This is a genomic window from Gilliamella sp. Pra-s60 (assembly GCF_009795755.1).
Lineage (GTDB): Bacteria > Pseudomonadota > Gammaproteobacteria > Enterobacterales > Orbaceae > Gilliamella.
In genome coordinates, this window is sequence record NZ_WTFA01000006.1 from 44,925 (window position 1) to 66,962 (window position 22,038).

Sequence of the window (22,038 nt, forward strand, 5' to 3'; positions counted from 1 at the left end):
GTTCATATGATTGACTGTAACACGCAAGCCCGCCAATAGATATTGGCGGGGATTTAAAATGAATGATTAAAGTTCTTTTTTAGCTCGTGTAATTAATTGATCAAGAAGTTCAATACCTTGATCAATCTCTTGACGAGAAATATGTAACGATGGAGCAAAAGTAATTACATTTTTATAGTAACCACCAATATCAAGTACTAAGCCCATTTTGTTACCTTTCCAATCAAGATCACCTGACATACCAATATCAACCATTTTGTCAACAAGTGCTTTATTGGCTGTAAAACCATCTTCTGTACAGATTTCTGCACGAAGTGCTAAGCCTAAACCATCAACTTCGCCAATCTCCTTGTGTTTCTTCTCAAGTGTTTTTAAGCCTTCAAGGAAGTAAGCCCCACTATCCATAACCATTTTTTCGTAATCAGTTTCAGAAGTCATTTTTAATACTTCAAGACCAACTGCCGTACCTAATGGATTTGATGCAAATGTTGAATGTGTTGAACCAACTGGAAACACCTCAGGATTAATTAATTCTTCACGCGCCCATAAACCACCAAGCGGGTTAAGACCATTAGTTAATGCTTTAGCAAAAACTACAACATCTGGCTTAACATCAAAGTGTTCAATTGACCAGAGTTTACCTGTGCGATAAAAGCCCATTTGGATTTCATCAACGACCAATAAAATACCATACTGATCTAAAACTTTTTTAAGACCTTTAAAGTAATTACGAGGAGGAACAATATAACCACCCGTTGCTTGTAAAGGTTCAGCATAAAATGCAGCGTATTCTGCTTGTCCAACTTTTGGATCCCAAACACCGTGGTATTCGGTTTCAAATAGGCGTGCAAACTCAGCCACTAAATGTTCACCATATTCTTCTGCTGTCATACCTTTAGGACGACGGAATGGATAAGGGAATGGAACAAACATCGCACGATCACCAAAATGACCATAACGACGACGATAACGATAACTTGATGTAATTGAAGAAGCGCCAAGTGTACGACCATGGTATCCGCCTTGGAAAGCAAACATTAGCGATTTACCGCCCGTTGCATTACGTACTACTTTTAACGAATCTTCAATACATTGAGAACCACCAACATTGAAATGTACTCGTCCTTCATAACCAAATCGTTTTTCCATACCTTGGGCAATGGTTTTGGCTAATTCAATTTTTGTAGGATGTAAATATTGACTAGCACATTGTGGTAACGTGTCGATTTGCTTTTTAAGAACATTGTTTAAACGTTCATTAGCATAACCAAAGTTACATGCAGAATACCACATTTGTAAATCAAGGAAAGCTTTACCTTCTTTGTCATACATGTAGCTACCTTCACAACCATCAAAGATTTTTGGCGGTTCAACATAATGCACGGTATCACCAAAAGAGCAATATTTAGCTTCGTCAGCTAACAATGTAGCATCATCAGGACGACTGTTAGTCATTTCTAAAGTTGGTTTACTCATAATTTATCTCACTAATCCATATTCAAACACGATAAAATGTGGCATTATTATTCAAGAAATTTGTTTGTTACAATGTACAGTTAATGTATAGATTTTGTGACGATTAGCTAACCAATTAAATCTGGGTAATTTACTAATAAACATTCACCTTTTAGATAGGCATAAAAAATGAAAAAAATACTTTGTGGGCTGTCTATTTTATCTGTAATCACTTTAGGAACAGCCCAGTTTGCTTTAGCAGAGCCATCTTCTCTCGGTTTAGGCATTGGTTGGGCAAATTCACCTTATAAAAATTATAGCGATAATTATTATCCTATTCCTCATATCGATTATGATAATGAGCTATTTTTTATCGATGATTTATCGGCTGGAGTTTATGCTTATAATGCTGATAACCAAAGTGTCTCAATTGGTGCTCGCTACTTATCTAACGAATTTAAACCACATAATTCAGATAATCACCAATTAAAGCAACTTAATAGCCGTCACTCAACATTGCTAGCAGAAGTAGAATATTCTATTGTGACCAATTGGGGAGGGTTTTCTAGTAGTATCGGCGCCGATGTATTAAACAAAAGTAATAGTATTTTAGTTAATGCCGATTATACTGTCCCTTATATGCAGGATAATTTGGTTATAGCACCGTCTATTGGTATAAACTGGGCTAATAGTAAACATAATGATTATTATTATGGTGTTTCGCATAAAGAATCATCCCGTTCAAAATTACGATACTTTAATGCAGATAATTCATTAACACCTTACGCCGAAATAGCAGCACAATATTCATTAACCCAAAATATAGCGACTTTTGGCGGTATTCATATCGACAAATTAACTGGCGATGCAGCAGATAGTCCTATGGTTGACAATAGCACTATCACTTCAGTTTATATGGGGTTATCTTATAACTTTTAATTAATGTTGATTTATACCCAATAACAAAATGATAACAATAACCTCTTGCCATAATCAGTGGTTGCTGTTTAATGTTTAGGTAAAATAAATTCCCTATCACAAAAAATTCAGGAAATAGAAAAGTATGCTCTGGTTTAAAAATGCCATCATTTATCAACTCAATAACGATACATTACTTAATAAAGAAGCGATTGAAAACGCACTTAAATCACATCCTTTTATACCATGCGGTAATTTAGATACCACAAAAATGGGGTGGGTTTCGCCTTATCATGATAATAATCAAGATGATTTTATTATTGATATGCAAGGACATTTATTATTACGCATCAAAAAAGAGACAAAAATATTGCCCTCTCCTGTAATCAAACAAGCTTTATTAGAAAAAATTGATAAACAAGAACAAGCGCTAAGTAGAAAGTTGACCAAAAACGAAAAAGCCACCTTAAAAGATGAAGTTATGATTGACCTAATGCCAAGGGCTTTTAGTAAATATAACCACTATTGGTTATGGGTAGACACCAATAATAAACGTATTATTGTTGATTGCAGTAGCTTTAAACAAGCCGAAGATATCTTAGCTATTTTACGCAAAGAGCTTGGTTCGCTTGCATTAACACCTTTATCGATTGACAAACCACTCGAACAAATCATGACCACATGGACGAAGGAAAACCTAAATTTTCCACCGTTTTTATTGGGCGATCAAGCCGAGCTTAAAGATCCACTTGAAGGTAATGGCATTATTAGTTGTAAAAATCAAGAAATCACAAGTGAAGAAATGCGAGTTCATTTCGATTCTGGCAAATGGGTCACTAAAATTAAAATTATTGATGAAAGAGGTGTTAGCTTTATTGTTAATAGCGATTTAACCTTTAAACGAATTAAATTTGATTCGATTATTTTGGATGAAAACGAAGATATAGGATCTGATGAGTTTGATAAAAAACTCGAAGCTGACTTTTTTATTATGGCTAATTCATTAGCCAATACCATTAATGACTTTTATATGACGATTAATAAAATAATTTAACAAAACTATTTAAATATTTTTTCATTGCACTATCATTATCTATAGATTTGCCTATTACATGTGCTATACTAGCAACAGATTATGTGCAACATAATTATATAAAAATAAGTAATTGTTATTTTATTTAGTAATTGAAGTAAATTATTAAGCAATAAACAAACAAACTAAACATCGTCTATAACAACATATAAGTTGAGGCAATAAAATGAAAAAAACTACTCTAGCTCTAGCAATCGCAGTTGCAAGTTTAACAGCTACTGCAGCTAATGCAGCATATGATAACAACTCTATTTATGTAGGTGCTAAATTAGGTTGGTCAGAGCTTTATCGTTTAGATGCAAATAAAGTTCGCGGCTTTGATAAAGATGAAGTTGGAATCAGCACTTCAAATCGTAGCAATGTTGCTGGTGGTGCTTTCCTTGGTTTCCAAGCAAATCCTTATTTAGCATTTGAATTAGGTTATGATTGGTTAGGTTCAGCTAAATATAAAAGAACTTGGAAAGATGATAAAACCAATGCAGGCCATAGCAAAGTATCTGCCCAAGGTGTATCTTTAACAGGTAAATTAAGCTACCCTATCGTTGACGGGTTAGATATCTATGGTCGTGCAGGTGGTATGGTCACTATTGCTAAATGGAAAAATAGTGGTGACACAAGAGCGGAATATGGTCGTGGTGGAACAGAAACCGACTTATCTCCTGTTTATGCATTAGGTGTTGACTATCGTTTAAGTGACGATTTATCAACTCGTTTAGAATATCAATATGTTCAACATATTCACACTAAAACTGATGCATCACCAGATGCAGGTACTGTAAGCTTAGGTATTACTTACCGTTTAGCAACATTAGATACACCAGCTCCAGTTGAATTAAAAACTGAAATAAAACGTTATGTATTAAATGAAGACGTATTATTTGCTTATGCAAAAGCTGACTTAAAAGCTGAAGGTCGTCAAGCATTAGATAACTTATTAACAAGCCTTGTTAAAATCAATCCAACTGAAAGCGCTGTAGTGGTAATTGGTCATACTGACCGTATTGGTTCAGATAGCTATAACCAAAAATTATCAGAACAACGTGCTAACACTGTAATGAAATACTTAGTTGCTAAAGGTGTTCCAGCTAACTTAATCAGTGCTCATGGTGTTGGTAAAACACAACCAGTTACTGGTACTAAATGTAATGCACTTCGTGGTGCTGACTTAAAAGCATGTTTAGCTCCAGATCGTCGTGTTGAAATTGAAGTTAAAGCACGTAACGTTCAAGAAGTTCAAGTAACTAGTTCAACAAAATAATCTTTGTTTTTTAGTTATACATTAAGACCCGGTTAAAAACCGGGTTTTTTTATCTTCTTTTTTGTTAACAACTAAATTATATATTGGCTTAGATCTACAAATTATCCACAAAAGAGATTATAATGCTTCTCGGTATTGTTAGTAAGAAAAGTTGAAGGAGTTGCCGTGCCTACCGCAATTTGGCAAGATTGCCTTTCTCAGTTACAAGAAGAAATCCCTACAACGGAATTCAACTTATGGATTCGCCCGTTGCAAGCGGAGATGGTCGATAATAAACTCTATATTTATGCACCAAATAGATTTGTGTTAGATTGGGTAAAAAATAAGTATTTAGCTACGATATCCCAATTACTAAATAAGCTTTTTAATGATGACTCTTTGAAACTATTTCTTGAAGTTGGTTCAACCGTATCTAAAGATAAAAAAACACAAAATAGCCAACGTAAAGCAGACGTTTTACCTGCTTGGCAAACAACAAAAGAAACAAATCACAATCATATCTATCGCTCGGGTATTAATCATAAACACACTTTTAATAGTTTTGTAGAAGGTAAATCAAATCAACTAGGTGTTGCGGCAGCCAAACAAGTGGCCCAAAACCCAGGCAAAGCTTATAACCCTTTATTTTTATATGGTTCTACAGGTTTAGGTAAAACGCATTTATTACACGCAGTTGGCAATCAAATAATGGAAGAAAAGGCCAACGCAAAAGTTGTCTACATGCATTCAGAACGCTTTGTCCAAGATATGGTCAAAGCACTACAAAATAATGCTATTGAAGAGTTCAAAAATTATTATCGCTCTGTTGATGCCTTGCTTATTGATGATATTCAATTTTTTGCCAATAAAGAGCGCTCCCAAGAAGAGTTTTTTCACACATTTAATTCGTTATTAGAAGGCAATCAACAAATTATTTTAACATCAGATCGTTACCCTAAAGAAATTGATGGCGTTGAAGATCGTCTAAAATCCCGTTTTGGTTGGGGATTAACCATTGCAATCGAACCCCCCGAACTTGAAACACGGGTTGCGATTTTAATGAAAAAAGCCGAAGAAAATCATATTAAATTACCTGAAGAAGTCGCTTTTTTTATCGCTAAACGACTACGTTCGAATGTTCGTGAGTTGGAAGGCGCACTTAATCGAGTTATTGCTAACGCTAATTTTACGGGTAAAGCCATTACCATAGATTTTGTTAAAGACGCTTTAAAAGATTTACTGGCTTTACAAGAAAAACTAGTCACTATTGAAAATATACAAAAAACAGTTGCAGAATATTATAAAATTAAAGTATCAGATTTACTTTCTAAACGCCGTTCTCGTTCAGTTGCAAGACCACGACAAGTCGCAATGGCGCTCGCCAAGGAACTGACGAACAAAAGCCTACCTGAAATTGGCGACGGCTTTGGTGGACGAGACCACACCACCGTATTACATGCGTGCAGAAAGATTGCCGAATTAAAAGAAGAAAGCAATGCAATTAAAGAAGATTACTCCAATTTAATTAGAACATTATCAACTTAAAAAGAATCAATACTATGAAATTTATTATAGATCGTGAAAAACTGATAAAACCATTGCAACTTGTCAGCGCCCCACTGAGTAATCGTCCGACGTTACCCATTTTGGGGAATTTATTATTACAAGTTAATGACAACACACTATCAATGACGGGAACGGATCTTGAAATAGAGATGATCTCTCATTTACCCTTAATCGAACCAAGCGAACCTGGCGCAACTACGGTACCGGCAAGAAAGTTTCTTGATATCTGCCGAAACCTACCTAGTGACGCCAAAATTTCGATAAGCGTTGACGATAATCGATTAATGATTCAATCTGGCCGTAGTAAATTTTCTTTAGCAACACTCCCTGCTAACGATTTTCCTAATTTAGAAAATTGGCAAAGTGATGTTGATCTTTCAGTACCACAAAGAACCATAAAACGACTTATTGATGCGGTACAATTTTCAATGGCAAATCAAGATGTCAGATATTATTTAAATGGCATGTTATTTGAAATTGAAGATGGCCTACTAAAAACTGTAGCAACTGATGGACACCGACTAGCGTTATGTGCTCAACCCATTGAGCAAAATACAAAAGCCACCCATGCGGTCATTTTACCAAGAAAAGGCGTACTTGAACTGGCAAAATTGGTTAACGATAACGATGAACTTATCACAATGCAAATTGGTCATAACAACTTACGCGTTAATCTTGGTGATTTCACTTTTACATCAAAACTTATTGACGGTAGATTTCCTGACTATAAACGGGTATTACCTCGCAATCCAGATAAACCACTTGAAGTCTCCTGCGAAGAGCTAAGAAATGCCCTATCACGAGTTGCTATCTTATCTAATGAAAAATTTCGTGGAATTCGACTTCATGCTCATAACAACCAACTAAAAATTACGGCAAACAACCCTGAACAAGAAGAAGCAGAAGAAGTTGTTGATGTAAAATATGAATCATCAGAGCTTGAAATTGGCTTTAATGTTACTTATTTACTCGACATATTAAATACATTGAAATGTGATAGCGTACAACTATTACTCACTGATTCGGTATCAAGTGTACAAATTGAAGATATCAACAATCAATCTGCCACTTATGTTGTTATGCCGATGCGCTTATAATCAAATCTTATTTAATTTTCCGGCTTCGGCCGGGATAATTGACAGTATATGACGCTATCAACCATCAACGTTCATCGTTTTCGTAATATTGATTACGCAGAACTCACTTTATCACCGCATTTCAACTTCATTGTTGGTGATAATGGCAGTGGCAAAACCAGTCTACTTGAAGCCATCTATATGCTTGGACACGGACGAGCATTTAGACATGCCCAATCAAATCGAATAATTCAACATGAACAACCCGAGCTTATATTATTTAGTGAAATAAAAAGTACCAATCAGCAAGTCCATTCAATTGGTCTTGCAAAATCACGAAATAACGAAAATAAAATAAAAATAGACGGAGATGAAGGCTTTCGATTGGCCGATTTAGCCAAATTATTACCGATACAATTAATAACCCCTGAGGGGTTTGATTTATTAAGTGGTGGTCCCAAATATCGCCGTGCATTTATCGATTGGGGATGTTTTCATCATCACCCTGAATTTGTTCATTTATGGAACAATTTAAAACGTCTATTTAAACAACGTAATGCACTCCTAAAACAAGCTCATAGTTATAATCAATTATTACCTTGGGACAAAGAGATCGCCCCAATTGCCGAAAAAATCAGCCAAATTAGAACCGACTACTTACAACATATTTTTCCTGAAATTATTCAGACTTGCCGTGATTTTTTACCTGAATATCAACTTAATTGCCAATATTATCAAGGTTGGGAGCATGGAATTAATTACTCCGAACAGCTACAAAAACAGTACGATCGCGATAAGCTGCTTAATTACACCACTTTGGGGCCACATAAAGCAGATATAAAATTACGTATCGATAATATCCCTGTTGAAGATCTTTTATCCCGAGGTCAACTAAAACTAATGATGTGTGCTTTACGGTTATCTCAAGGTGAATATTATTCAAAACAACACTCACAATCTTGTATTTACTTGATTGATGATTTTGCTTCAGAACTAGATCACAATAAACGTGATTTGCTAGCAAAACGACTAAAATTAGCAAATTCTCAAGTATTTATTACCGCAGTTAGTCAAGATCAAATTAGCCATATGATCGATGAAAATGATAAGATTTTTCACATAAAATCTGGTATAATTTTGTAAATATACAGAATGATATAAACAATCAATTAAGTCGAGAAATCCATGTCTAATTCTTATGATTCTTCTAGCATTAAAGTACTCAAAGGGCTTGATGCAGTCCGTAAACGTCCAGGTATGTATATTGGAGATACCGATGATGGAACAGGACTTCACCATATGGTTTTCGAAGTGGTCGATAATGCCATTGATGAAGCATTAGCTGGTTATTGCCACCATATTGAAGTAACCATTCACCCTGATAACTCAGTTTCTGTACGTGATGATGGTCGCGGAATTCCAACCGGTATTCACGAAGAAGAAGGTATTTCAGCGGCAGAGGTTATCATGACCGTATTACATGCGGGTGGTAAATTCGATGACAACTCATATAAAGTTTCTGGTGGCTTGCATGGCGTTGGGGTTTCAGTTGTTAATGCCTTATCAGATAAATTAGAACTCATCATTTATCGTGATGGCAAAATTCACCAACAAATTTACAACTTAGGAGTACCACAAGCACCACTTAACATCATTGGTGAAACCACAGAATCAGGCACATACGTTCGCTTTTGGCCAAGTCCTGACACATTTACTAATATTGAATTTGTTTACGAAATACTTGCTAAACGACTTCGTGAACTCTCTTTCCTCAACTCAGGAGTATCAATCAAGTTACTTGATGAACGCACAGGAAAAAGTGAGCATTATCATTATGAAGGTGGAATTCAAGCTTTTGTTGAATATCTTAATAAAAACAAAAATCCAATTCATCCTAAAATTTTTTACTTCAGCACCGAAAAAGACGATATTGGTGTCGAAGTAGCATTACAGTGGAACGATGGTTATCAAGAAAATATCTATTGCTTTACTAACAACATACCTCAGCGCGATGGTGGAACACATTTAGCTGGTTTTCGCGGTGCTATGACTCGCACATTAAACAATTACATGGAAGCTGAAGGATACAGCAAAAAGGCCAAAATTAGTGCTACTGGTGACGATGCCCGTGAAGGTTTAATTGCGGTTGTATCAGTCAAAGTCCCAGATCCTAAATTCTCGTCACAAACCAAAGACAAATTAGTCTCATCAGAAGTCAAATCAGCCGTTGAATCTGTTATGGGCGAAAAATTAACCGAATACCTACTTGAAAATCCATCTGATGCAAAAATTGTAGTCGGCAAAATTATCGACGCAGCCAGAGCACGTGAAGCGGCACGCAAAGCGCGCGAAATGACACGACGCAAAGGTGCATTAGACTTAGGTGGCTTGCCAGGTAAACTCGCTGACTGCCAAGAAAAAGATCCCGCACTATCCGAACTTTACTTAGTGGAAGGGGACTCTGCTGGAGGCTCAGCAAAACAAGGGCGCAACCGCAAAAACCAAGCGATATTGCCACTAAAAGGTAAAATCCTTAATGTTGAAAAAGCCCGCTTTGACAAAATGCTCTCATCACAAGAAGTCGGAACATTAATTACGGCTCTTGGTTGTGGAATTGGTCGTGACGAATATAACCCAGACAAAATGCGCTACCATAGCATCATCATCATGACCGATGCCGATGTCGATGGTTCGCACATTCGTACCTTATTATTAACATTCTTTTATCGCCAAATGCCCGAAATTATCGAACGTGGCTATGTTTATATTGCCCAACCGCCTTTATACAAAGTCAAAAAAGGCAAGCAAGAACAATACATTAAAGATGATGATGCCATGACGCAATTCCAAATCGCCCTAGCGCTTGAAGATGCCTCGTTACACGTTAACGACCATGCTCCTGCACTTGCTGGTGAGGCATTAGAACGACTGATTGCAGAATATCAAAAAGTTGAAAAACTTATCACTAAAATGGAGCGTCGCTACCCGAAAGCATTGCTTTGTGAATTGGTTTATCATGATGTCTTAAACGAAAGTATTTTACAAAATCAACAACAAGCTGAAAGTTGGGCAAAAACACTTGTTGAAAAACTAACAAACAAAGAACAACATGGCAGCAGTTACCACTATGCAACTGACTACAGCGAAAAGACCCAGCTACACCAACCTGTAATAAAAATCAAAACGCATGGCATTGACACTAATTACACGCTGGATCAAGCGTTTATTCACAGCAACGAATACCGCAACATATGCCACCTTGGTGCACAGCTTAAAGACTTACTAGAAGACAGCGCATTTATTCAACGTGGTGAACGCAAACAGCCAGTTAGCTCTTTTGACGAAGCTGTCGATTGGTTAATTAAAGAGTCTCGCCGAGGCTTGACGATCCAACGCTATAAAGGTCTTGGTGAAATGAATCCAGAACAATTATGGGAAACAACAATGGATCCGACTAGCCGTCGTATGTTACAAGTCACTATAAAAGATGCCATTGAAGCGGATCAATTATTTACCACATTAATGGGCGATGAAGTTGAACCACGCCGACTATTTATTGAAGAAAACGCCCTTAAAGCGGCAAATTTAGATTTCTAAATGTTACAGTGATAAAAAAATAAAAAGCCAGACACCATGTCTGGTTTTTTATTGGGAATAAGGATTGTGGCGGAGTTGATTTTCGTAAAAAAACACTTAAAAAACTTAAATAAAATCAATAACTTTCCTGACTGTTTTTTGATAAAAAATAATCCTTTTTTAGGAAGAATGAAATGTTTTTATTGTTTTTAAACATTCCGAATGTTCAAATTTGTAAACCACAAAGCCAATTAATGCACCAAATAAAAGGATTTGGCGCGTTTGCTTTTTTATTGGCATGTTGGTCTGTTGATTTTTAAACTTGATACTGCTTTGTTCATCTGTTTTATCATATCTTTAGGGCTTTGGGCTATGTAAACCTTGCCACCTGTGGCGTTAGCAATGCAATCAATTTTATGTTCACCAGCAATATCAACAATATTAATTTTTAACCGTGGCTTTTGTGACGCTATGTAATTAGCTAGTGTACAGATATTATTTTTTGAACAGTTATCTTCACCATCGCTGATTATGAGAATATAATCATCACGTTTTACACCATCAAGCATTTGACTAGCCTTTTGCAAACCGCTGTATAAAGGCGTTCCACCACCACCTGCCGCTGTTGGTGTTAGTCGTTTTATTTTTCGTTTTAGCGTTCCTCGATTTGTATAATTATAAAATGGCGAAACATCTGCCGCTGGACAACTTGTTAAGGTGACAAGCGAAATATCGATATTTTGTTGTATTTTATCAATACTCGAGGTTGCCACGTTCTTACTACTTGATAAACGAGTTGGTAAACGTGTCATGCGTTTTTCATAAGCAATTCTGTCTTGTTCTGACATATTCCGACCATAACCATAGGACATATATTGGAAGTATTTTTCAACCTCTTGTGGGGATTCATTTAAGGTCACGGTCATCGATAATGAGTTATCAAACACCATAACCATTTTAGAAGGATTAGAATCTTTTTTCATCTCTTCTTTGGTTATGCAGTTAGGCGGATTTTTTACCTTCGGTACAGGTGCTGGCGTTGGTGCTGGTTCAGATTTTGCAATAGGCTCAGGCACCACAGTTGGCTCAGGCTCTTGTGGTTTTGTTGCAGGAACTGGCACAGGTTCAGGCTGTTTTTCTTCAACAGGTGCCGAAATGACAGGCGTCGATACTGGCTCAGCAGGCACAATTTTAGGTTTTGCAAGTGGGCAAAATAAGTACCAGAGTAAGCCAAGCAGTCCAACTAAAAATAAGGCTAAAAGTAAAAAATGCCACCAACGCCAAAATGGTGTTGGCGCAACAATTGGTGCAGGTTCAGGTTGCACATCCTCTTGAAAGATATTAACAATGACAGGTTCATCATTGATGACATAAATTAAGTTGCTTGAGCTTTTAATTTTAGGAAGCCACATTGAAACTAAATTTTGCTCTTCGTTACTTAGTGGCATAAGGTTTATTGCTGTTTCAATGTCATTAAGGCGAGTTTGTAATGTTTGGATAATCTCGCCTTTTTGCGACTGGTTGACAATGTTATCAAGTAAAAGCGGTTGCCCTTCAAGATCAGTATACCAACCTACATATTGCTGATTATCAATTAGCTTTGGTGTGGCTAAAATTGAGAAAGTACGTTCAGTTAAATGTGGTTTTAATAATAAAAGTAAGGAATGATATTGTTCTAACTGAGAAATGATATCTGGATTATTGGAATCGAAGGCTATCCTTGTTATTCGTTGCATGGTCTTTTTATTCCTTATACTGTATTATTTTGACGATTAAAAACATCTCTTATTACCATTTTTTATATAAATGGCGATAAATTAGATATTTGCTTGTGGCAAATTATTTAAAAGCCATTATTCGCATATTGGTTTGCTAATCTTCATCGTTGAAAGGGCATTATTCATTTGTTCAACAATAGCAGTTGGGCTTTGAGCTATATAGACTTTACCGCCTGTTTTTTCAGCAACACAGTCAATTTTGTGTTGCCCTGCAATATCGACAATATTTATTTTGAGGCGTGGCTGTTGGGTGGCAATTTTGTTTGCTAAGGTGCAAATGTTGGCTTTGGTACAGTTATCTTCGCCGTCGCTAATGACTAAAATGTAATCATCACGATTGACGCCGTCAAGCATTTTGCTGGCTTGTTTTATACCATTATATAAAGGCGTTGCACTGTTGTACTCTAATGGTTTTAAACTGTTAATTTTGTTTTTTAATTTATCTCTATTTTCATAACTATAAAACGATGTCTTGTGTGCCGCAGGGCAAGACGTGAGTGTTACTAAGGCGATGTTGACTTCTGGTTGTATTTTATCAATGGCCGATAACGCGACTTTTTTACTGCTTGATAAGCGGTTAGGTAAACGAGTCATGCGCTTTTCATAGGCATCAGCTTGTTTTTGTGTCATTGAATAAAAGTTGGCATTCAAGAATTTTTTTATCGCCGCTTGGGATTCCATTAAAGTGATCGTCATGGATGCAGAGTTGTCAAATACCATAACCATTTTGGAATAATCGGTTATATTGGCGATCTCTTCACGCGTAATACACTGTTTAGTGGTGTTTTCCAGTATTGTTGATTCAGGTTCTAATTTTACCGTAGGATCGTTTTTTGTCGGCGGTACAATAGGTTCTGCAACAGTTGACTCAGGCGTAGTTTGTTCAACAGGCTGAGTGATGACAGGTTTTACATCAGGAACAACCGTTTTTGGTTTTGCAAATGGGCAAAATAGATACCAAAGTAAGCCCAATAGCCCTATTAAGAATAAAGCTAACAATAAAAAGTGCCACCAGCGCCAAAATGATGTTGGTATAATGGCAGGAACTGGCGTGGTAACAGGCAATACAGGATCTTCAAAAGTATTAACAATAACGGGATCATCATTAATGACATAAATAGGGTTACCTAAACTTTTTAGCCTAGATAACCATGATGAAATAAGTGCTTGCTGTTGATCAGTAATAGGAATTAATTTAACCGCTTGTTCAATATCGTTGAGCCGATTTTGTAGTTTTTTTACAACTTTATTTTTATGTGATTCATTATTGATATCACTCAATAAAATAGGTTGCCCTTCTAAATCAGTGTGCCAAGCAATATATTGATTATCATCAATTAATCTTGGTATAGCTAAAATTGAAAACGTACGCTCAGTTAAATGCGGCTTTAGCAATGCTAACAAAGTATGATATTGATCTAATAAAGACTTTTTTTCGGTATTATTATGATCAAATATAATTCTTGTTATTCGTTGCATTGCCAATGCTTTTCCTTTTACTTAGGTGCTTATTTAACTTTTGTTTCTGTTTGTCTTTTAGCTTTTATTAAATAAGCAAATATAGTTATATATTAAGTGCTTTTTGTAATTGTTGAAGCTTCTTATTTAACTTGTCTAACTCAACTTGTTTTTCAAGCTCCGAACGACTTGAACTGTTCACTTTTTTAAGTTGTTGCTCAATATCAGCTACTTGAGCTTGTAGATCATTACGACCTTTAGCTTTTTGTTTAATTTCGTTAGTGAGTTTAGTTAAATCAGTTTTCAGTTTTTGTTGTTGTGCTTGTTTTTGTTTAATACTTAATGCACTATCATTTTTTTGTTTTTCAATAGCGGCATAAATTTCTTTAAACTGCTGATTGGCTCTTTTTTCATTTTCAAGAATTTGTTGTTTATGATCAACACGAGCTTGGTAATTACCTGAATAATTACAACTAATTTTATCCATAATACCAATATCTGTATTTTTTGGATCGCACTGTTCGAGTGTTGTTGAACAACCCGCTAAAAAAACAAGTGGGCTGAGTAATAAAAGATATCTTTTTTTCATAATTAGCTAACCTTAACTGCTGAACGTTGTTTTGTAACAAGAGTAATTTGATTTTCAAGTACTGCAATTTGTTTATGTAATTGATTTATTTGTTGGTCAAGTTTTGATACTCTAACACCTGATTGTTGTTCTTGAGATGATATTGAAATCCAATCATTTTCAACTTTCTTCATGCTTTGTAGCTTATCCGTCAAATAGGCAATATTGGCATCAATTTGTGCCAAATCGGTTTGGGCTTGTTTTTTATTCAATGTGTCTTTTTTGATTTGATTATTTAATACCTTCAGTGTTGCTAGATTCTTATCTAATACAGCTTTAGCTGTTTCGGTCACTGCTTGTACTTCGTAGGTGTTTCTTTGAATATCTTGGATATAAACATCAAGACGTGTTTCGGCATCGGCATACTCGGCACGTTTAGAATCAAGATAATAGTTTGCGCCCATCAACACACCACAACCAACCGCAGCTGACGCAAGACACACCCCAGTTTTTCCACCGGCTAACATACAACCAATACCACCTAAACCAGCACCAATAGCACAAGATTGCCATGCTGACTTGCTGAAAAATTTAGCAGAATTACTTTTAGTTAATGCTGGATCGACGTTTCTAGAGCTTGCGCCCCCAGCACCCTGACAGCCAGTTAAAACCAACGATAAACATAAAGCAAGGGTTACTATAATCTTATTCATCATTTCTTTCCTTTTATTTCATTACATGTTTGTAGCCAAGCTGTTCGTTCGATTTTTCCTGATTCCACATATTGATTAATATGTTTGAAATAAAGTTTTAGGTAATCGCTCATATTAGCTTTGCCACTGTTTTCTAGAATAAATTGTGTTGATTTAGCTTGATCATTAATTGTATTTTTTTCGTAATTTGATGCGGTGTTAACAATGGTATCGGAATAATATTTTAATATAAAATCCCGTGCACTTTTAGACTCATCAACCACGTGTTTCAAATTATCTAGCTTCACTTTTGAACACATGTTATCGTCATCTAGTGTGTCTGTTTCTTCTAGCTCACACACATCATTAACCATTGTTTTATATAAGTTGTCATTATATTCAAACTTGCTATTTAAATCTGAAACATTAGCACACAAAAATGCGCCTAATTGTAATGCTGATTGTATGGAGCGATCGCGTTGTTCGTCACGCGCTTGGTTAGCGCTACGTAAAAGTGTATTGAGTTGATTTAACTCTTTTTTGGTTTTTTCATCTTCAACTTGTTTGGTGATTTTTTCAAGTTCACCAACAACATTGCTACTTTTTGTGCTGTCTGTTTCGTTGCCTAATGCACTCCACTCTTTGTCCAGTTCCTTGATTTTGTCATTAGAATTTATAACTTCTGTGGTGTAAATTAAACGAAATCCAACATCTTTACTTTTATAAGCACCTTTATCATCATAAAAAGGCTTTTCAGTACGAAAGGCACTGCTGGTTGAGGATTCAGGCGTTAAATAACTCCCCCCTCGAACAATCATGCCACCTTGTTGACCATGATAGCGATCAAGTTTATTCATTCTAAATGAGTCAAACATCATTTCACTAGCGTTACCTAAAATATCATAAAGGTCTAGTGGATTTGGTTCTAATCTTCCAATAAGCTGTAATTTACCATTGGCTGACTTAGCGCCAGAAAACCACGCATAGCTTTCAAGATTACCCGTCATAGGGAATCGCAATTCACGGAACTCCGATTCAGTTACTTTTGCCCCACCTCGTGCTGCATATTCCCATTCCGTATTATTAGGTAAACGAATATATCCTTTAGGAATGGAATTTGATTTTATTTTTGCCTTATTTTCAATTAACCAACGGTTATATTTATCAGTAAATGCAATAGCATCAAACCAACTAATATCAGTTACAGGAAAAGAAAGATTTAATTTAGCTGTCGGGCAAGTGTCATTCATGACCGCTTGGTATTGCAGTGCAGTAATTTCATATTTACCTATTAGGTAATACCTTTCATTTCCCGAATCAGAAAAGCTACCAGAAATATAATTTGGCGTTGCATATTCGGCAAAACCAAGCTCTTTTTGGTTACTACCTAAAATAATTTTGACATCATCAAGTGGCTTATTAGTCGGCGTGAAGACCTTTTTCATTACTAAACTGCCATCACACGGCATAGGTAAAATAACGTCATCTTGTGCTGGTTTTGGGTTATAAAATTTACTATCCCATGGTTCTGCAAAACCTAACGATGGATTTAAGCAGATCGCTACCAATCCCAAATATGCTAATTGAATATAATTACGCTTCACGCAAGCTTTCTGCTGGTTGGATCTTAGTAGCACGTCGACCTCCTATGGCTACAACTAGCGCCGAAATAAATAGGGTGAGCATAAATGCAGTAATAAAATGATAAAATTGTAATCGACTTACAATGGGTTGTGAAACTAAATTTTTACCTAAAATTGTATTAAACGCATAATTTCCTAATAAAAATAACGCAAAAGAGACAAAAAATGCCAAGCAACTTAATATAACCGCTTGGTTGACTAGATAAAGCATAATTTCTTTAGATTGAAAACCAATTAGTCGCATAAAAGCAATATCCTTGCGCTTACGTTCAATATTGGATAAAAATGAGCCAGAAAATGATAAAATACAGCCCACCCCTGCGGTAATCGCAATAACGCTAAAAATAAAATTAAGTACACGATCGATTGCTTTTACGTTTTCAATCGCTTTAGACTGCGTTCGGGTTTCGATGTGTTTTTCTCGCAATTTAAAGGCTAATGGCGCAACATTATCCAATTCGTTGGCATAAATACGAGCACGAGCAAATGATGTGTGGTTAGGTGGATTTAGTTGTCCTGTCGAGGTAGGAAAGATGTCACTTTGGTAACCGTCGTAGAAATCCTCCATCGCGATAAGTAAATCTAAAGAAACAAAAGCTGCCACACGGCTATAGCGCGTTTCAGGGATGATACCAACAACATCTAATTCGGTGATACCTTTTTCGAGCTTTCCATCAAGCTGCCTAGTAATTGCCATTTTTATATGGCTGCCAATGGTAGCTTGCATTTTTTCTGCCGATAGTGAACTTAATAAGATCTGCTTTTTAGTCAGTAATGGCAAGGTGTCTGTTATTGGATCCCCTTTCGCCGTGGGGATGATTTCGGCATTATTGACAAAATGGCTAGCGTCTTTAATTAAGTCTGCTTGCGTGTTTAATGAGCGAGTAAGTGGAATCATAAAAGCGGTTTCAGGTTGTTTTTTTATCCAATTAAACATTTCGTCATTAAGTTGTAAATTACCGATAACTTTGACTTCTAAATTTTGTGGATCATTAACTAATTGCTCTCGAAGTTGCGAAACGATGCCATATTTTAAGCTAAATAGTAATAATAATGGTGTAATCACTGAGATCACTGAGGCAATAATACAAAATGAAACTTTTCTGTCATACCATAAGTCAGCTAAAGATAAGCGAGTGATAAGTAACCATTTTGATAGTGCTTTAGTCATCCTTTACACCTTATCTTGTTGTGGTAAAAATTCTGATGATTGTGGTGAAGTTAGCTTAGCAGATAAAGTAAATAAGCCTTTATTAGCTATACGTTGCCAGTCATGGGTGACTATCATCGCTGCAATATTATCTTGCTTGGCTTGTTCAATTATTAAATCAAACAATAAATTCGCATTATAAGGATCCAATGCCGAAGTTGGTTCATCGGCAAGTAATAATGCAGGTTTATGAATAATCGAGCGGATAAAAGAAGCTCGCTGCCTTTCACCAATTGATAGCTGTTTGGGGTATTTATTGATTAAATGCGCTATATTAAGTTTCTGCACTAAATAATCAAACCGATTGTTATCGACTTTTTTTTGTAATAACTTTAATGATAATAAAATGTTGTCACGAACGGTCAAAAATGGCAATAATCCACCTGTTTGTAGCATGAAACCTAAATATTGGGCTCGAATATTAGCCAATTGGTCGATTTTATTTTGTTGAATTAGCATTGCAATATCAATATCACAATGCTCTACCGTAATGTTATAGCTACCAATTTTATCTGGTTTTAAAATCAGCCCTATCATTTCAAGCAAGGTGCTTTTACCTGCACCGCTATCGCCTTGAATAACAACCACTTCACCCGTTTTTACAGTTAACTTTGGCAGGCAAACACTAAAAAAGGATTTGCCTGTTGAGCGCGAAATAGTAAGTTGATTGATAGTTAACATGTTTTCTAACAACATAACTTTATGGCAACATTTCTAATGGGATAGGATACACGTTTTCACGAGGATCACTACCTTCGGCCAACGAAATCCAACGGTCAACATCAGCATTACATTTTTGGTAATAACGAATTTTACTGTTTAAATTACGGATGAACTTTTCTTGCTCAAGCCCACTCATACTTTTCCATGTATCCTGATCAAGTCCCGTTACATCGCTTTTATATGGGATATTATCTAAATATTCACCAAGCAAACCTAAATCAGCAATTTTTGTGACAGAGTCTGATTTTAATTTACTTGGGTCTTGCCCCATCGCAGCGGCAACAGAACGAAGTTGTGAAAACATATCATCGGCAGAAATCAATCCATCATTAGCTGCATTAGCTATCTTACTAACGATATCGCTTAGATCACTTAATTGAGACTTAGTTAATAAAATGCGCGGTTCAGCCGTTGGTATAGTAGGTTTGACAAAATCTTTATCAGCAATCCAAGCTTTAAAAACTGACGGTGCTTTAGTACCGTTAACATCACCCAAATAGGCAAGCTGCATTGCTTTACCTAGTAGTAATGCATCTTTCAACATGTCTGTATCACTATCTTTTGCATTAAGCGCATTACCAACAGACGCTTCGCCTTGATAAGCAAGTTTAACTTGCTCAGATAGTGCTTTTGCCAATGAATCCACTTTTCGACCAAATTCATTCACATCACCTGCGTTAACAGGGTAATAAAGTGATTTGTGAATAAAATCGTTATAAGTGAGATCTGAATATTGTGTTGCTGCAATTTGGTGATCTTTACCACCACTTGGCGTTTTTAGATGTAACGCATAAATGGCGACACCTTTATGCTGAGCTTCAAGTCTCAACTGAGCAGCATCCATACCTGTACTTGATAACTTATCATCTCCTGGAATGGCACTAGCATCAGTAATTAAAATCATATAACGAGCCCCAAAGCTATTCCAATTAATGTCATTTAATGCTTGAGCGACACCCGCATAAGAGTCTTCGGCAAAATACGATGTAGAAACAGAAGCTTGTTTAAGCGAAGCACTTAGTTTTTTGAAATCTTCTTTATCTTTGACTTTGTTGGGATCAGCAAAAACTTTAGTGACAAATTCAAGTTTATCCGATGCTTTTAAGCTAGAACGGAATGAAATCAATCCAAATTTAACTTGCCCTTGTAAGTTTTCTTTTTCTATATGCTGATAAACACGCTCTACCGCCTCTTTAGTTCTTGAAATATAAGGATCCATAGAGATAGTCGAGTCGATAACAAACACAATGGCAGCTTTAAATGGGACAACTTGATTAGTACTGTCATCTGTCGTTTGGTTTGTGGTTGATTTTGTGTTGTTTTTTATTAAAGCATCTTGTTTGCTTACTGAGGCAATTTCTAACACACGTTCATAAAATCCTTGCCCATTCATGACTTCTTCACCTTGCAAAATAGGCAACAAATAGAAGTTACTTTTAAAATCAACAAACTCTTTAGGCTCTTGAGCAACCACCTCTACCACTGGTTTATTAACTTTTAAGGCATCACGAATCGGTTTTAATAAGGCTTCGGGTTTATCTGTATCAACTATCTTGGTTAATGCGGTTTTATCTTTGAAAAATAATAAAGGATCACGATCAACGGGGTTGGTAAACACTAATGTCATTTGCATATTCCAAGCAATTGCACACGAGTTGTTAATCCAACCTATTGTTTTACCATAAGAGTCTGGACCTACTTTAAGCCACTCTTGATTATTATTATTTTTGCGCTCATAAACATAATAACGTGAAAAAGCAGGAACTGATTTACCCTTAGAATCGGTGATATTAGTTTTTAATTCACATGTTGGTGTACTTAATACACGTTGATATAAGGTTGTTTTACCTGCTTGTTTTAGTGGCTCGATAGCAAACCCCATCAAAGGCAAACATGTTAGACTTATCAACGAAATGAGTTTTGAGACAGCTAGTTTATTCATTCTTGCTCCTCACTAATTTTGTAATTGTGTTAAACGATCTTTAACAAAGGCATTATTGGGATCTTTGGTTAACGATGTTTCATACCAATAAATAGCGGTTTCTTTATCTACTTTAAAACAGTTATTGGCTTTATAAAATTTGTCGTCATACTCTTTTGCATAGAGTTCAGCAATTTTAGCATCTGTTTGTGCCTGATTTGCATATAATCGCTGAGCAATGTTGCATTTTTCTGCTTTTTTAGCTTCCATGATAACTTGAATAATTTCGTCTGATTTGGGTTTGGTTTGTAGGCATTGTTGAATAAAAGTTAAGTCATCGGTATTCGCATTAATGACACTACATTGTCCATTAGTTTGTACTAATGGGATTTGCGGTGATTGATTTTTGAAAAATAAAAAATACCACACAGCAATACCCAATCCAATTAACATCATCAACGCAATCACAATCGCCAAAATTAACCCAAGACGGCTTTTGGGTTTAACGACTTCTTCTGTTTCTATAGCTTTAGGTTCAGGGGCTGTGTTGTTTTCGATAGGTTCATCTAATGTCGCGGGTTCAGCATCAAGGTTAGGTTCTTCAATTAATGGTGAGATCTCTTGAACCTCTGGCTCAATTATAGGTTCTGCTTGTTGAACATTTGGTTGGGCTGTTTGTGTACTTAATGCGATGGAAGGAAGCACATCAGCAGCAATACTGACAACACCACCATCAACATAACTTAGATTTTGCTTATCACGAATTTGTATAAGAAATCGGAGCTGACTTTCTTGTGTCACTAAAGAATCAACCAACCATTCACCAACATGCCCCGTTAATTGTTCATTTTCAACTAACATGTTTTCGATGGTGTGCCAACTTTTTTCAGGCCCCCATTGATTAATACCAGATAAATAATAACCATCTTGATTACGTTGTATAAGTATATCAATATCGGAACTACCGCTCCATTTTTGAGCTAAAAACTTCGCAATACCGGGTTTATAACTACTTAATTCAATTCTTAATGCCATGATATCCTCTATTTTTATACTCAAATATGTGAGTATCTTTCATGCAATCTATTACTATTAAGCAGGGGTTTCATTTATACCAATATACC

The 22,038-nt window shown here is 36.0% G+C and carries 17 protein-coding genes; 7 read left to right on the forward strand and 10 right to left on the reverse strand.

The window, feature by feature from the left end; all coding sequences use genetic code 11:
• Positions 1-66 precede the first annotated feature (66 nt).
• Positions 67-1,476 (reverse strand): aspartate aminotransferase family protein, encoded by a 1,410-nt coding sequence (locus GQ596_RS06015; RefSeq protein ID WP_237398371.1) that lies wholly within the window; start codon positions 1,474-1,476, stop codon positions 67-69.
• 168 nt (positions 1,477-1,644) lie between these two features.
• Here GQ596_RS06015 and GQ596_RS06020 point away from each other — a divergent pair, with 168 nt between their 5' ends.
• The 7 genes from GQ596_RS06020 to gyrB all read left to right on the forward strand — a co-directional run bounded on the left by GQ596_RS06020 (position 1,645) and on the right by gyrB (position 10,942).
• On the forward strand, positions 1,645-2,394 hold the full coding sequence (locus GQ596_RS06020; RefSeq protein ID WP_160400783.1) for a MipA/OmpV family protein: 750 nt from the start codon (positions 1,645-1,647) through the stop codon (positions 2,392-2,394).
• A 124-nt stretch (positions 2,395-2,518) separates the two neighbouring features.
• Complete coding sequence (locus GQ596_RS06025) at positions 2,519-3,427, forward strand: recombination-associated protein RdgC (protein ID WP_160400784.1); 909 nt, start codon at positions 2,519-2,521, stop codon at positions 3,425-3,427.
• Positions 3,428-3,632: 205 nt separating this feature from the next.
• Positions 3,633-4,724, forward strand: coding sequence for a porin OmpA (ompA, locus tag GQ596_RS06030; protein WP_160400785.1), 1,092 nt, complete (start codon positions 3,633-3,635; stop codon positions 4,722-4,724).
• Positions 4,725-4,889: 165 nt separating this feature from the next.
• Positions 4,890-6,248, forward strand: a complete 1,359-nt coding sequence (dnaA, locus tag GQ596_RS06035) for a chromosomal replication initiator protein DnaA (RefSeq protein ID WP_160400786.1) — start codon at positions 4,890-4,892, stop codon at positions 6,246-6,248.
• A 14-nt stretch (positions 6,249-6,262) separates the two neighbouring features.
• Complete coding sequence (gene dnaN, locus GQ596_RS06040) at positions 6,263-7,366, forward strand: DNA polymerase III subunit beta (RefSeq protein ID WP_160400787.1); 1,104 nt, start codon at positions 6,263-6,265, stop codon at positions 7,364-7,366.
• A 48-nt stretch (positions 7,367-7,414) separates the two neighbouring features.
• Positions 7,415-8,488, forward strand: coding sequence for a DNA replication/repair protein RecF (gene recF, locus GQ596_RS06045; RefSeq protein ID WP_160400788.1), 1,074 nt, complete (start codon positions 7,415-7,417; stop codon positions 8,486-8,488).
• Between the two features lie 42 nt (positions 8,489-8,530).
• On the forward strand, positions 8,531-10,942 hold the full coding sequence (gene gyrB, locus GQ596_RS06050; protein ID WP_160400789.1) for a DNA topoisomerase (ATP-hydrolyzing) subunit B: 2,412 nt from the start codon (positions 8,531-8,533) through the stop codon (positions 10,940-10,942).
• Positions 10,943-11,211: 269 nt separating this feature from the next.
• Here gyrB and GQ596_RS06055 read toward each other — a convergent pair whose 3' ends face one another.
• The 9 genes from GQ596_RS06055 to GQ596_RS06095 form a co-directional block, all read right to left on the reverse strand.
• Positions 11,212-12,657 (reverse strand): VWA domain-containing protein, encoded by a 1,446-nt coding sequence (locus GQ596_RS06055; RefSeq protein WP_160400790.1) that lies wholly within the window; start codon positions 12,655-12,657, stop codon positions 11,212-11,214.
• 117 nt (positions 12,658-12,774) lie between these two features.
• Positions 12,775-14,178: a VWA domain-containing protein gene (locus GQ596_RS06060; RefSeq protein ID WP_160400791.1), complete on the reverse strand. Its 1,404-nt coding sequence runs from the start codon at positions 14,176-14,178 to the stop codon at positions 12,775-12,777.
• 85 nt (positions 14,179-14,263) lie between these two features.
• On the reverse strand, positions 14,264-14,746 hold the full coding sequence (locus tag GQ596_RS06065; protein ID WP_160400792.1) for a hypothetical protein: 483 nt from the start codon (positions 14,744-14,746) through the stop codon (positions 14,264-14,266).
• Between the two features lie 2 nt (positions 14,747-14,748).
• The gene (locus GQ596_RS06070) at positions 14,749-15,438 is read right to left on the reverse strand and encodes a hypothetical protein (RefSeq protein WP_160400793.1); all 690 of its coding nucleotides are present in this window, start codon (positions 15,436-15,438) and stop codon (positions 14,749-14,751) included.
• Entirely contained in the window at positions 15,438-17,054 is a 1,617-nt protein-coding gene (locus GQ596_RS06075) for an SUMF1/EgtB/PvdO family nonheme iron enzyme (protein ID WP_202113757.1), read from the reverse strand. The genes GQ596_RS06070 and GQ596_RS06075 overlap by 1 nt, the downstream gene beginning before the upstream one ends.
• Positions 17,011-18,231 (reverse strand): ABC transporter permease, encoded by a 1,221-nt coding sequence (locus tag GQ596_RS06080; protein ID WP_160400794.1) that lies wholly within the window; start codon positions 18,229-18,231, stop codon positions 17,011-17,013. Before GQ596_RS06080 ends, GQ596_RS06075 begins: the two co-directional genes overlap by 44 nt.
• Positions 18,232-18,234: 3 nt before the next feature.
• Entirely contained in the window at positions 18,235-18,951 is a 717-nt protein-coding gene (locus GQ596_RS06085) for an ATP-binding cassette domain-containing protein (protein ID WP_160400832.1), read from the reverse strand.
• Between the two features lie 19 nt (positions 18,952-18,970).
• The gene (locus GQ596_RS06090; RefSeq protein ID WP_160400795.1) at positions 18,971-20,935 is read right to left on the reverse strand and encodes a vWA domain-containing protein; all 1,965 of its coding nucleotides are present in this window, start codon (positions 20,933-20,935) and stop codon (positions 18,971-18,973) included.
• Positions 20,936-20,947: 12 nt separating this feature from the next.
• Positions 20,948-21,949: a hypothetical protein gene (locus tag GQ596_RS06095; RefSeq protein WP_160400796.1), complete on the reverse strand. Its 1,002-nt coding sequence runs from the start codon at positions 21,947-21,949 to the stop codon at positions 20,948-20,950.
• Positions 21,950-22,038: the final 89 nt, after the last annotated feature.